Source organism: Paenibacillus sp. SRL342, from assembly GCF_984798905.1.
Map to the genome: position 1 here is coordinate 6,130,914 of NZ_OZ481790.1, position 15,586 is coordinate 6,146,499.

The 15,586-nt window shown below is 48.8% G+C and carries 3 protein-coding genes; all 3 read right to left on the reverse strand.

What is annotated here, in order from left to right:
• Positions 1-11: 11 nt before the first annotated feature.
• From AC4E8D_RS27105 to AC4E8D_RS27115, 3 genes are read right to left on the reverse strand one after another with little or no spacing between them, the layout of a single operon-like run.
• Positions 12-4,040, reverse strand: a complete 4,029-nt coding sequence (locus AC4E8D_RS27105; protein ID WP_490205409.1) for an SDR family NAD(P)-dependent oxidoreductase — start codon at positions 4,038-4,040, stop codon at positions 12-14.
• A gap of 13 nt (positions 4,041-4,053) precedes the next feature.
• Positions 4,054-11,760 (reverse strand): SDR family NAD(P)-dependent oxidoreductase, encoded by a 7,707-nt coding sequence (locus tag AC4E8D_RS27110; RefSeq protein WP_490205410.1) that lies wholly within the window; start codon positions 11,758-11,760, stop codon positions 4,054-4,056.
• Positions 11,761-11,779: 19 nt separating this feature from the next.
• Positions 11,780-15,586: a type I polyketide synthase gene (locus AC4E8D_RS27115; protein ID WP_405130861.1), complete on the reverse strand. Its 3,807-nt coding sequence runs from the start codon at positions 15,584-15,586 to the stop codon at positions 11,780-11,782.

Sequence of the window (15,586 nt, forward strand, 5' to 3'; positions counted from 1 at the left end):
GTTCTCCTTCCTCAACGATCCTCGAAGCTCTTGACTGCATCGTCAATGCTCAGGTTACCAGCTTCAATATCCTTAAACAGTTGTTCAAAATCATCCACCGGTGGGGCTGGCTCAGCAGCCGGTTTTATATCCAGCTTGGTCATGACAAATTGGGATAGTGCATGTACACTGGTGTACGAAAACAGATGGATTAGTTTCATTTTGCCTGGATAGGCTTCTTCAAGCAGAGAGAATAACCGATTTAACAGAATGGAATCTCCGCCCAGATCAAAAAAGCTATCGTGGATATCCAGCTCTTCAAAACCAAGCACTTCGTTATACATGCCTGCAATCTGCCTTTCGATGCTGTTGTAATCCTCGCCGTCTTTTCCTTTGAGTTCAACATGTGCATTCGCCGATTTGTTTCGTTTAGCTGCAGCAGGAGCCACCTGACGCGACTCTTCCAACTTCTCGGCTTCTTTCAGTCTGTTCGTCATCTCTTCGGAGAATCGGAATGGAAATTTGGTCAACAGTGCTTTGGCAAACCGTGGGTGGTATGTAAATTCCCCGATCAACACACGCGGCACCTCTTTGTTCAATGCTGCAAAAAATCCGGCCGTTGCCTGTTCGGTCGGAAGGGCTTTTGTAATGGCGTCCACATTAAAACCATAATCCACAGACATGCCCGCTTCTTTCCACGAAGACCAGTTAATAGACAAGGTCTTCAGGCCGCTTTTGCTGCGCGAGTAAGACAAAGCATCCAGATATGCATTGGCCGCTGAATAATCTCCTTGTCCAACCTCACTTGACAGCGACAGACCGGAAGAGAAAAAGACCAGGAAATCAAGCTCATCCTGACGGGTCAGTTGGTCCAGTATCCAGGCTCCCTGCACTTTTGGATGAAGGACTTCGTCAAACTTTTCCTGCGTTTTGCGGATCAAATATCCAACCGCCGGTACACCTGCACCGTGGATCACTCCTGTGATGGACCCATGCTTTTCCCTGACATCGGCCAGTACATCCTGCATCGCTTCATAATCCGATACATCCGCTGCATAACAGGATACTTCTGAACCCTGTTGTTCAATCTCCAGGAAATTGCGGAGACGAGCAGCCGTCTTGGATTCAAGCTCAGGGTCATTAAGCAGTGTCTCCCATTCCGATCTTGCAGGCACTGGGGTACGCCCAATTAACACAAGTTTGACCTCTGCTTGGGAAGCGAAAAATTTTGCCATTTCCTGACCAATCCCGCCTGTACCTCCAGTAATGACATACACACCACCCTGTTGAATATGGACAGGAGAATCTGTCAGCTCATCGGCTTGAACCTCACCCAATTCCTCGATATAACGGACCCCACTACGATAGGCAGAGGTATAACTCTGATCTTGGGAACCCATTTCCTGAAACAGTTCATCTGCCCCTGCGCTTTCGTCCAGATCAATGCTTCGACAGGTAATATGCGGATATTCCAAGGCGAGCACTTTACCCAAACCGTATAACGAGGCCGCTTCAGGAGAAAGTCGACTCTCATCCGTTGTAACTTCGTAGACCTGTTCGGAGACCAGCATCATATTCAGTGCGTTGTCACTTCCGTGTTCAATGAGTGCACGAATCAGATAAAACAGGCTATATACGCCCTTTTGCTGACTATGTTCCAAGTCCTGAAGTGTATGAATTTCTGCAGAACTCGGCACCGCAAAGAGATGTACAATGTCACTTATGGATGTATTCCCCAGCGCTGCAAATAGCTCAGCAAAGTTGCTTTCCGAACCATTCACCGTGAACGAACCGTCAGGTTCATGCTTGAAAGATTCTCCGTAACGCACCTCAATTACTTGGCGCCCTGACTGCTTAAGGCGTTCAATCAATGCGCTTCCCCGTTTACCCTCATCCTTCAAAATCAGAACTGCACCTGTTCCCTGAATCGGTTCTGGCTCTGTTAGATCAGCTTTCCTCCAGTTCATCCGATAGAATCGGGCTGGCGTCGGTTCTTCCGAGACCGCACTGCTGCAATTTGCGGTAGCGGCAGTACGAGCGCCCTCGGGAACTTCAAACCAGCAGCGAGTCCGGGTAAATGGATAGGTTGGCAGACTTGTTTTGCGCAGTCCGTCTCCTGTGTATAGAAGCTCCCAGTTCAGTTCTGCACCTTGTACATAATGCAGTCCAATCTGGTCCAGTATGTCCTGTACAGCCTGCTGACCCTTACCCATCTTCGCCAGTTCCGGATTCAGACTCATAGTCCGATGGCCCTTGTGGCCATCTTCGCCACCTGTAGCTGGTGAATCTGGACGATTTTGATCGTTGCTAACCTTGTGATAACCGTAATATATCCCTGGACTTCGATGTCCACTGGGTCCACTACTTTTGCTTAAATTCTCATCGGCTCCGATCATTCGTCCAGCTTCATTTAATCGAAGCAAGAGCTCTTCCGCATCCTGCCCGGTGACCAGTAAACGGTAGGCGTAGTGCCCCCTCCCTGTGTTAGCGGTATAACACAGGGAAGGCACATTCTGAGCTTCAACTTGAGAGAGAACGTGAGTATATTCCGTAATCAGCGTCTGGAGCGCTGCCTGCGTTTTGGCTGATACGGTTAGAAGATGTTCTCCGCGTATTTCCAGCTCTTTAACCGTAGTGGTCGGCGCTTCTTCCAGCACAATGTGACAATTGGTCCCACTGATGCCAAATGCACTAACACCGCTACGTCGTGGCGTGGCAGCGTTATCCCACTCCCGCAACCGGGCATTCACATAGACCGGGGATGCCGCAAAATCGATGGCCCGATTCGGTCTGTGAAAATGTTTGGAGGCAGGAATCTGTTTATGTTTCAGTGACAAGGCCGATTTGATCAAACCCACGACACCAGCCGCCTCTGACAGGTGACCGATATTCGTTTTGACCGAGCCGATTCCGCAAAATTGACTTTTACCCGTGTGACGCCGGAATGCCTGCTCAATCCCTTGTACCTCTAGCGGATCGCCCAGCATGGTGCCACTGCCATGAGTCTCAATATAAGAGACCGTCTCGGGATCGATACCCGCATCCGCCCAGGCTTGAAGAATCGCTTCCGTCTGTGCCTCCGGGTTCGGGGCAGCGATACTGATGGATTTACCGTCCTGGTTTACGCCATACCCTTTGATAACAGCGTAGATCTGATCCCGGTCTTCCAACGCTTTATCCAATGGTTTGAGCATCACCACCCCTGCGCCTTCACCAATACCCGATCCGTCCGAATCGTCATCAAACGCTTTGGTTCTCCAATCGGTGGACTCAATCCCAATTTTGATATGATCACTCTTTAGCGGAACCAGATTAATCTTGATTCCCCCAACGAGCGCCTGATCGCATTGCCCTTCCTTGATCGCCTGACACGCCAGTGTAATGGCCACCAGAGAGGATGAACAAGACGTATCCACTACCAAGCTCGGCCCTTTTAAATCCAGTAAGAAGGATAACCGACCAGCCGCTACAGAAGCCAGATTACCCACAAGCGAGTACGCAAAGGATTCCGGTTCCGCATCGTAGATAAAACGTGAGTAAAGATCCCGAATATTGTTGGAAAGGCCTAGGTATACCCCCGTGCGGCTGCCAACCAGTTTCCCTCCCCCATACCCTGCGTCCTCGATCGCTTTCCATGCCGTTTCCAGAAACAGCCTATGATTGGGGTCCGTCAGACTGGCTTCTTTGGGTGACATTTTAAAATAGGCATAATCAAATTTATCAATCTCATCCAGATAGGCATTTTCGTTGAATTGAATCTCGTCTGGCGACATACCTAGATATTGCAGATACGAATGAATGTCCGGCACTCTGGATGCCGGAAAGGAACGAATGCTGTCCGTACCACTGACGATGTTGTCCCAGAATTCTTCGGGAGAATCAGCTTGCGGCAATTTCAAAGCCATGCCCACAATGGCAATATCTTTGGCAGTATTGGTTGACCCGGACGCAGTATAGGCGTCCTCCTCCGATTTGAGTTTTTTGAGCAGCTGCACGGCCACTGTTTTGTCCAAGCTTCCGTCTTGCAGATGTTCCATGACAAACTTGTATACACTCTCCACCACAGTTCCTCCTTTACAGGTTAATCAGGTTATTCAAAGCCTGCTGCAGCGTAACGTCGCCACTTTCCATCTGGTCGATTACACGCTTCAGATCCTGCTCCATGTCTTGTGGCTTCGAAGTAGCCTTCTCATCCATAAACCGAGCCAATCTGCTAATATTGGAGTTCGCAAACAAATCCGTGACTTTGGTCAAACCAGGAAACTGCTGATCAATCCGGGCCTGAACCTGTATAAGCACAATGGAATCAGCACCCATCTCGAAGAAACTGTCCCCTACATTAATCTCATGAAAACCAAGCATCGTTCGACAGATGGAAGCGAGTGCCTTTTCAGTTGGTGTATAGGCTGCGTCTGATTTACCTGTCAAAACCACTTCTCCGTCACGTTCCTCTGACGAGGATACCCGGAGACGCTTGTTGGCCATTTGCTTCATCCGTTGGTCCAGTTGAACGCGAATAGCGGAAGAGAGATCAAACGGACTTTTGGCCAGTGCCGATATCAATTGACCCTCATAATGAATCTGACCAATAAGTACTCGGCGAACCGATGATTGCCGCATCACAAGAGATAATTGATTCATCGCTTGTTCCGTAGGCATGGCTTTGAACAACGTATCCACAGCAAACCCATGCTCTGCTGACATACCCGTTTCCTTCCAGGTAGACCATTGCACAGTCAGCGTGCGCTTGCCCATCATTGATCTGTAGTCAGCATATGCATCTAGGTAGGCATTGGCAGCAATGTAATCCACCTGTCCCGGGGCGCTGAATACCGAAGCGATCGATGAATATAGCACCATAAAATCGAGATGATCCTGTTCGGTAAGTTGATCCAATACCCAAGTACCATGTACTTTGGGAGAGAATACCTCGGTGAATCCCGCCTGTGAACGGCTTGTGATCATTTCCGAGCTTCCAACCCCTGCGCCATGGACAACCCCTTTAATTTTCCCGAACGTTGCCCGAAGCTGATCCAGAACTACACGCATGGCATCCAGATCCGACACATCTGCAGCATGGCAACTAACCTGATGTCCCCGGCTCTCCAGTTCACGAATAACTGTAATTTGATGAATCACCTTGAATCTCGATTGTTCTGCAACAATGGCATCCCATTCCTCACGTGCAGGCATCGGTGTACGGCTGATTAATGCTAGGTTCACTGGAGCGTCGGAAGCCAGATATCGCGCCGTTTCCAAGCCAATTCCACCGGTACCACCGGTAATGATGTACACACCATCGTTGTCAAAAATAAAGGCATCTTCAGCAGGTGCAGATTCATTCAATGCTCTGAACTCCTGAACATACCGTGTTCCATTACGATAGGCCACCTCATAGTAGGAAGATGTCGTACCGATCTCTTGCAACAACTGCTCCAGAGAAGAGTCCTCATCCATATCTATACAACGGCAATGAACCTGTATGTTCTCCTTGCCTACCACTCTGCCCATTCCAAAGGCAGAAGCCAGATGAGGCTTTATCCGCTCCGTACCGGTAATGCAATTGACCTCACGGGATACCAGAACTAACTCCATGGGCTGGCTCAGAGAACTGGACAACAGCGCTCGAATAAACCGGAAGAACCCATATACACGTTCATCTAGAACAGACTCTAATGATTCCATGTCACTAAATACACTTGCTGCATGTTCATCACTGCCCACACCGTTTAGATACACCACTCTGGAAAGTTGGTCTAGGCCCGCCTGTTGCAGCACACGCTGATAGACTTCCACCTGTTCCAGATTTCGACTGTCCGTGTCAGATTGCAGAACATCCGCCTGAAGTACGGTATATACCTGCATCCCCGACTGTTCCATACGTGCTGCTATCTCAGCTGCATAATCGGACCCATCCAGAAGTACCAGTGTAGTACCATGGCTCGCTTCGATCGGCTGATCGGAATCCTCTTTCGCTATCTCCTTCTGCTGCCATACAAGCTCGTAGGCTTCCGGTACCGATCTGGTGCTCGCTTGTGCATACACTGAAGACTGCTCGGGAAGATCCACCCAGCAGCGTGTATTATCGTATGGATACAATGGAAGACTGATTTTACGAATTTCCTCTTCCCTGTACATCAGGCTCCAATCCACGTCACTGCCTGTAGTGTACAGTCTGCATAATTCATATAATAAACCCGGATCTGAAGACTCCATGTATCGGGATAGGCAATCTCTGCCCCCCTGCTTCAAGATGGACTTCTCCTGCCCCGTCAATTCGTGGTCTTTCCCTTTGATCTTCTCTGTGACTACTTTATGCACGCCATAATAGAGCTGATGCTCACCTGTGGATTCGAGACCTGATGTAGCGAGTAGCCGCAACTTCATGAGCAGATCGGATGTGTCCGTCACTCCAAAGGCAATCCGATATACATGATGCCAGCGCCCCGTATTCGCGGTATAACATATGTTTTTGAGCGAAAGTTCCTGCTGACGTTCTGAGATAAAACGGATATAGTTATCAACCAGCGCAAGTAATGACTTGCGGCTCTTGGCACTTAGCGTGAACACTTCCACATCTCTGGTAATCTTCCGTTCCTGGATCACAGGCGGCTCTTCCAGTACGAGATGGCAGTTGGTTCCGCTAAATCCAAAGGCACTGACTCCGCAGCGAAGCGGCTCCCCGTTCCCGTCCCATGGTCTCGATTTCGTGTTGACATACAACGGCGAATCCTGGAATGAAATGGATGAGTTAGGCTTATCAAAATGAAGCGTAGGTGGTAATACCCGATGTTTCAAGGCCATAGCCGCTTTAACCAGACTGCCCACACCAGCTGCTTCAAACAAATGGCCTATATTGGACTTGACCGAGCCTATAGCAACAAACTGATGCTTGTCTGTATATCGGCGCAGCGCTGTGGTAAGTCCATCCATTTCAATTGGATCGCCGAGCTTCGTCGCTGTACCATGCGTCTCCACGTAACCAATGGTCGAAGGATCAATACCGGCATCCTGCCATGCCTTCACAATGACATCCGTCTGTGCTTCAGGATTCGGAGCCGTAATGCCAATCGAAGCTCCATCCTGATTAATGGCACTTCCTTTGATAACCGCATAAATATTGTCTTTATCCGCAATCGCCTTGCTTAGTGACTTCAATACTACGGCGGCTCCGCCTTCACCAAGCCCCGAACCATCTGCTTCTTGATCAAATGGCTTGGTTAATCCATCCGAAGATTCAATGCCGACTTTCAAATAATCATGATCCAACGGACTGAGGCTGATCCGTGCACCTGCGACAATCGCCATCTCGCAATCACCATTACGAATGGCCCGGCAGGCCAGATGGGTAGCGACAAGTGATGCAGAACATGCCGTGTCGATCACCATCGTAGGCCCCTTGAGATCCAGTGGATAGGCAATACGAGTCGGCATCATGGCTGTGATGTTCCCGACAATGGACATCGGATATTGATAGGGGTCCAGATCACAGATCATTTTGAGATAAGAATCGTTCAGGCTACTTGCAAAACCCATATAGACACCTGTATTTGTTCCTTCGATGCGCCCTCCGTAACCTGCATCCTCTACCGCATGCCATGACGTCTTCATGAATAACCGCTGAATCGGGTCCGTTAATCCGGCCTCCTTCGGAGACAAACGGAAATACTTATAATCAAACTGATCAATATTATCCAGAAATGCACCCTGAAGGTACTGCACTTCTTTGTCCGCACCCAGCTTGGCATTCATCCATTGATGATAGGCATCCATGTCTTTTTTGCGTCCCTCTGGAAAATCCGTTGTACAGTCCACACCGTTCAAGATGTTGTCCCAATACTGCTCTGCCGTATCAGCCATTGGCATTTCCGCAGCAATCCCAATAATGGCGATGGCCTCATCCTGTTCAACGATTGGTTTCTTTTGCTCCAGAGGAGCAGCCGCTTTTGCTTTTACAGCCGTGCCGTTACCCTGGTTCACATGCAGTGCCAGCTTATGGATAGACGTATGTGCAAATAAATGAGCAATCTTCACTTTACCCGGAAACTCCTCGTTCAGCCTCTCATGCATACGGATCAGCATAATGGAGTTGCCCCCGAGATCGAAGAAATTATCATAGATATTGATCTCCTGATAACCCAGAATCTCACTGTATATGCGTGCTACCTGCTGCTCGGTTTCCGAATAGAGTCCCCCTTCATTCCCTGAAAGATCTACGGGCCCCGTATGCTTCTCCTGTGGTACGGTCCGGTTGGAACGATTCGATGCTCCCTGGTCAGCGATTTCCTTACTCCGCTTCACTCCGGCTTCCAACTTATCCGACAAACGGAACGGGAACTGCCCAAGTGCAGCGAGATGTTTACTTCCATAATTCATCGCACCGATGAATACTCGCGAGAGTTGTCTGCTCATGGCTGCTTCCATCGCTGCGATACCATCCGTTGTAGGAATGGTTTTAAACATGCCATCCACATTGATACCAAATTCTACGGACATCCCGGTCTCTTTCCACGATACCCAATCAATGGAGAGTGTTCTTCGACCCTGCCCTGTCCTCCATGCCGCGAAGGAATCCAAGTAACAATTGGCTGCCGTATAATCCCCTTGTCCAATTTCACCGATCACAGATATACCGGAAGAGAACAATACCATAAAGTCCATGTCTTGATCTCGCGTCAGTTTCTCCAGAATCCAGGTTCCCTTCACCTTGGGTCCAAGAATGGTCTGGAATTCCTCATCGCTTTTGCGATATATAAATCCGTCTCCGGGAATACCTGCTCCATGAATAACACCATGTATGTCCCCGTAGCGGTGGGTGATATCCTGAATCACTTCCGTCATGCCCGCAACATCGGCAAGATCCGCATTATAATAATGAACGGTTGCGCCCAATGCTTCCAGTTCAAGGATGCCTTGCATCTTGGGACCGCGGGAATCTTGGCCTGCTTCCAATATGTCTTCCCATTCCTCCTTTGCCGGAAGAAGTGTCCGACCAACAATCGCCAGCTTCACTTGCTCCGAAGAAGCCAGAAACCGTGCTGCTTCCAGACCAATACCACTTGTACCGCCTGTCACGAGATATAAACCGCCTGGACGCACCTTGAAAGGTACGCTCTCATGTTCATTAAGATCCATCTCTGTAAAGGTCTCCGTATAACGCTGGCCTTCACGATACGAAACAGCATAAGCTTCACCGTTGATATGTCTTTCCTTGAGGATATCCTTCGCAGATATGGACTGATCCACATCTATAAACTTGCTCCGAATATGTCCATATTCCTGCTGAATCACTTTACCAAGTCCCATTAAGAGTGCATTATGAGGGGTAATCCTCTCTTCTCTTCCTGTGACTTGTCCAGCGTACTCAGCAATCAGGTTCAGATGAATTTCTTCAGCAAAGCCTTTGCTCATAAGCGCCTGAATCAGATAGACCGGTGAGTAGAAAGCTTCCTGTTGTCTGGCTTCAATAGCTGCCAAATCTTCAGGATATAATGAATTGCCCATCATGGATAAATAGATGATTTCAGTAATTTCACCGTCTGTGAACATGTTTAACAGCTCAGTATAGGCCGCCGGAGCAGCTCCGCCGACTTCGTATTGATTCTCCGATATTTGCCGGAACTGGTTACCCGGTCTCACATGGACTACCCGCTTGCATTCGCCCTCCAGTTCTGCCGACAGTTCCTGTTCCAATTCGGTACCATTACCGATCATCATGACTGTGCCTGAAGAGGAAGGCACCGAGGTATGCAAAGTCGTATCCCCATCGTCCTCTATCCAGCGCACCGTATGAAAATAGTCCTTTAACGACACAGCAGTCGGGTCTTGAATATCAATCCAGCATCTGCTGGGCTCAAACGGATACGTAGGTAAACTCAACTTCCGTACCTGTCTTCTTTGATATAGCTGCCCCCAATCCATCGTTGCACCCTCCGCATAGAGTAAAGCCAGCTCCCGAAGTGCTGATTCATCCCATACAAGAGGACTGGAAGCAAGTTCTTTGATCCGTTCCTGTGCCTGAGACGATTGACGTCTGGTGCGCTCACGTTCTTCCGATCCCATACGCTCGGCTCCTGTAGGCTTAGGAGCGGGAGCACCGGTATAGACTCCCTCTTGTGTCTTCAATTGGGTCCACGGTTGTTCCAACAGGTGAATCAGTTGAGCCGTGTCTTCCACAAGCAGGGACAGACGATGTTCATAATGCCCACGACCTGTAGCTGCCGTATAACAGACATTCGCAACAGGAACTTCACGATTCTCCTTCAGGAAACGCTCATACCGCTGGAGCAATCGAATAAGCGCTTCTTCCGTCTGAGCCGAACATACAAACAGCTGCTTGCCTAAATCCTGATCCTCTCCTGGGTCTTGAGCAGTAACGGCTGGAGCTTCCTCAAGCACGACATGACAGTTGGTTCCGCTGAATCCAAAAGCACTGACACCACATCTGCGCGGGACTCCCTCTTCCGCTTCCCAGGGTCGGAGTTGTGTATTCACATACACTGGCGTTTGCTCAAACCGGATGTTGCGGTTGGGTTTGGCAAAATGAAGAGACGGCGGCAGCTTCTGATGTTTCAAGGCCATCACTGCTTTGAGCAGCCCTGTTACGCCTGCACATTCATATAAATGACCGATATTGGATTTCACAGAGCCAATCGCGCAAAATTGTTTTTTGGTGGTAAACTGTTCAAAAGCATTGGTAATCCCTTTAATCTCAATCGGGTCTCCTAGCTCCGTCGCTGTACCATGGGCTTCAATATAACGGATGGTCTCAGGGTCAATCCCCGCTTCTTCCCATGCCTTCACGATCGCTTCGGATTGGGCACGCGGATTCGGTGCAGTCAACCCAATAGAGGTTCCATCCTGATTGGCAGCAGTTCCCTTAATGACGGCGTAGATATGATCCCCATCCTCAATGGCCCGACTTAACGGTTTTAGAAGAATGGCGGCCACACCTTCACCCACACCTGCCCCATCTGAGGCATCATCAAATGTCCGCGTCTCCCCGTCGGAGGACTCAATGCCAAATTGCTCATATTTATTAAAAACAGGGAGCGTATTCACCTTCACCCCACCCGCTATGGCTGCATCACACTCACCACTTCGGATCGACTGACAGGCCATATGAACAGCAACAAGAGATGATGAACATGCAGTATCCACCACCATGCTGGGGCCTTTCAAATTCAGCAAATAGGATATTCTCCCCGCCAGTACCGCAGTCACATTGCCCGTTACCGAGATGGAGATGGATTCCGGTTCTACATCGGCGATAATATTGGCATAATTGTCTCGGGTGCTGCTATAATACCCTACATACAATCCCGTATTGCTACCGGATAACTTTGCGCCTCCATAACCTGCATCTTCCACCGCTTCCCATGCCGTCTGGAGAAAAATTCTCTGGTCAGGACTCATCAGGGCTGCTTCTTTGGGTGTCAGCTTAAAGTAGCGATAATCAAATTTGTCCACTTCATCCAGGTAGGAACCTTTAATAAAGCTCAGCCCATCTTCATCCTGCTGTTTGAAACGTACATATTTCAGCACATCCTCTTGTCTCGCTTCAGGGAACTCCACAATGGAATTCACTTTGTTCTCGATATTGTTCCAGAACTCCTCCACATGATCAGCCATGGGCATATGCGCAGATATGCCGATAATGGCAATATCTGCACGAGTGTTCTTTTTCTGCTGTTTCAACAGCGTAATCATATCAATCGCCGTTTTTTTGTCGATTTTGCCACCAGATGTATTCTCAATAATGTATTTAAGCAACTGTTCCAATGTATCGTCCCCTTACATATCAGATATGTTTTAATCCTTTGAGCATATCCTCCATGCTGATCTTGCCATCTTCCAACTGATCAAAAAGAGAATGGACTTCCTCGTCCAGCGCAATTGCACCACCTACAGGCTCCTCTACCTGTTTCTTCTCCCGTTTGTGGCCTGTTTTATCAGCGAGATATCCACCCAATCGGTGCACAGACGGATGTTCGAACAGATCTGCAACAACGAGTACCCCCGGGTACTGACGGTCAAGTTGTGCATACATTTGTTTCACCAGAATCGAGTCAGCTCCAAGTTCGAAGAAACTGTCATGGATATCAATTTCATTAAAGCCCAGAATAGCTTGGCACACTTCGGCAACCTTTCTCTCCCATGGTGTGTATTCTCCGTCATCCGCACCATTCAGCACGGTATCCTGCCGGGCTACACTTTGCGGGGTCACTGGCGCTGGCGCCTTCGGTGATGAAGTTCTCTGTAGACGTGAATCAATCCAGCTCTCCACTTGAGGAGAAAGTCTAAACGGATAGTTGCGAATCATCTTCAACATGCCACGGTCTGTCGACATCTGTCCTATCAATACACGTTCAATCTGACGTCCTTCCACCTGATCCAGCCAAGTCAGAGCCTCTTTATTGGTCATTGCTTTGAAAAGGGTGTCTACTCCGTAGCCCGTTGCGGCAGCTGCGCCTGTTTCTTTCCAGGTTGACCAGTTGACCGTCATCGTTCCGTCCATCTCTTGGTTGCGATAGGCTGCGTAAGCATCCTGATACGCATTGGCAGCAACGTAATCGGCCTGTCCCGGTCCGCTAAATAACGTTGCAATGGATGAAAACATCACAAAAAAGTCTGGATTGTCCTCTCTGGTGAGTTGATCCACGACCTGGGTTCCTTGCACTTTAGGGCATAATACACGTTCAGCTTCTTCTATCGTTCTATCCTTAAGTGGATGATCTCCACCTACAGCGACCCCTGCTCCATGAATGACACCTGCAATGCGAACGTATTTCTGACGTAATTCACTCAAAATCATTCGCATGGAAGCTTCATCTGAAATGTCTGCTTGGTAAGGAAGAACTGTCGCACCAGCAGCTTCCATTTGTTGCACAGATCGGATTTTCTGAGCTAACACTTCGTTGGAATGTGTAGCAAGAATGCTATCCCACTCTTCTCGTGCGGGAAGCGAAGTTCTGTTCACCAGTGCGAGTGTAATTCCCGGGTATCGCTCCGCGAGTTGTAATCCAAGCTCCAGCCCAATGCCGCCCAGTCCGCCAGTAATGAGATACAATCCGTCATTGCGAATGTTGTAGTTCCATTTAGGATACGCACTCGGGTCCAGCGCTCCAAACTGCTGAATGTAACGCGTACCTGCACGATAAGCTACACCATAATCATCACTTTCATGATCCAGTTCAGCCACAATATCCTGGAGCGAAGTCTCCGCGTCCACTTGGATGGATCGGCATTGCAGGCGTGCATCTTCTTTTCGTCCAGCCAAACCCAGACCAAACATCAGGGCAGCCTGAGGAAATACATTTTCTTCTCTTCCGGTGATGGAATGGATTGGATTCGTCAACAACACCAGGTCAACAGGCTCCAGTGATTGGGCACCTATCATCTCCTGAAGGAGATAGAAGAATGGATGAAAGGACTGATCCTGTTGAATATAGATAATCCGGGTGATCGTCAATTTTTCCAAATGAGCCCACAATTGTTCCATGCTCTCACGATGGTCTGAAATGACATACTTCTCGGAAGATACTTGAAGGAACGAAGGTCCATCAAACACTTCAATAACCTGATGCCCCTGCTGCTGTAGTGTCTTACGAAGAGATAGATCTTCTCTTTTTTCCTCTCTTTTTTCGTCCATAAAAATAACGATATGACCTTCCGATAACTTCCGATCGAAATTACGTTCCGGTTCAGGAACCCAACCCAACTCATAATGGTGAATGTTCTCCATAGCGCTGGCATCCGTCTTGGTTTGGGACGGAGGAGCAGATAGCTCAATCCAGCAGCGATGAGCTTCAAATGGATACGTCGGGATGCTGATTCGGCGAACATCCTCACCTGAATACAGGCTTGGCCAGCTTACCTCCCCACCCCCAAGATAGGTTTCACAATGAGCGGTTAAATGCAGCTGACTGGACTCCGGGATTGACTGCTGTCGAATGGATTCCAATCCGCCTTCTTCAAGTTCGGTCAGTTGGGCGAGCAAATCCTCTTTGCTGGAAGCAATCCGTACCAGACGGTGTTCATAATGGGTTCGGGAGGTGCCTGCCGTGTAACATATATCAGCTAACGTGTGATCGGTTGTTTTCAGATATTTCGTATATTTGGATATATATTGTTGCAGGGCTTGAAGCGTCTTGGCTGAAAGAGGGAAGAGGTACTCCCGCGTCTCAGTCTCGCTGTTGGTTTCCATTGCACCCGCCTGCTCCAGAATGAGATGGCAATTGGTTCCGCTGAATCCAAATGCACTGACACCCATTCGTACAGGTTCACCCTCAGCAGGCCAGATTCGGTTACGTGTATTTACATACACAGGCGTTCCACTAAAATCAATATTGCGATTCGGGCGATCGAAATGCTGCACCGCAGGTAAAATTCCTTTTTTTAAGGACAATACGGATTTAACAAGTCCTGTAATCCCAGCACTTTCATACAAATGTCCGATATTGGACTTCACCGAACCGATCGCACAAAATTGCCTCTTATCGGTGTATTGCTCAAATGCTCCCTTAATGCCATCGATTTCAATCGGATCTCCCAAGACAGTCCCGGTTCCATGGGTTTCAATATAAGCGATACTTTCCGGATCGACCCCCGCAGCTTTCCACGCCTTCACAATGACCTCACTCTGGGCTCTGGCATTCGGCGCCGTAATCCCCATGGAGTTCCCGTCCTGGTTAATGGCACTGCCCTTAATGACTGCATACACCTGGTCCTTGTCCCTGATAGCATCCTGAAGTGGTTTCAGCATAATGACTGCCGCACCTTCACCTATTCCGGAACCATCTGAGCTATCATCAAAGGGGCGTGTCATGCCATTCGATGATTCAATGCCCATTCGGTAGTAATCCTTGTCCAGAGGAAGAACGTTGAGTTTTACGCCTCCTGCCAGCGCCATGTCACACTCACCCAAACGAATGGCATTACAAGCATGATGCACTGCAACCAGAGATGAAGAACAGGCAGTGTCCACCACCATACTCGGCCCTCTCAGATCAAGAAGGTATGATAAACGGCTGGGTAAAATGCAGGATAGATTGCCTGTGACCGAGATCGGCAGAGACTGTGGCTCCACATCATGAATCATCTCTTTATACCGATAACCTTCCAGATCGGATACCAGTCCAACGTATACTCCTGTATTGCTTCCCGCCAGCTTCTCACTGGTATATCCTCCATCTTCAAAAGCGGCCCAAGCTGTCTCCATAAAGATACGTTGAGCCGGATTCATTAAACTGGCTTCCTTTGGGGTAAATCGAAAAAAGGGATAATCAAAGGTATCGATATGTTCCAGATAAGAGCCATCCAAATATTTGGTGTCTTCACCAGGGTTCATTTTACGAGAGATGTAATTATCGGCATCCTGGCGTCGCTGCTCCGGCAGATCCCTCGTACAATCCAGACCATGCAACAAGTTATTCCAGAATTGCTCCGCATCATCTGCCAAGGGCATACGAACACTGAGCCCAACGATCGCGATATCACCCGGACGGATAGTAGCTGGAGTTGCCACTGGAGGTAGCTGACTAGACGACTCCGTCTGAGCTGTGTCACGAATACCCAGTTCACTGAAATCCATCAGTTTGTTTTTCAT

Bases quoted from the DNA above. Each gene is read 5' to 3' on its own strand.
- AC4E8D_RS27115 (WP_405130861.1), bottom strand. From the start codon at position 15,586: ATGAAAAACAAACTGATGGATTTCAGTGAACTGGGTATTCGTGACACA.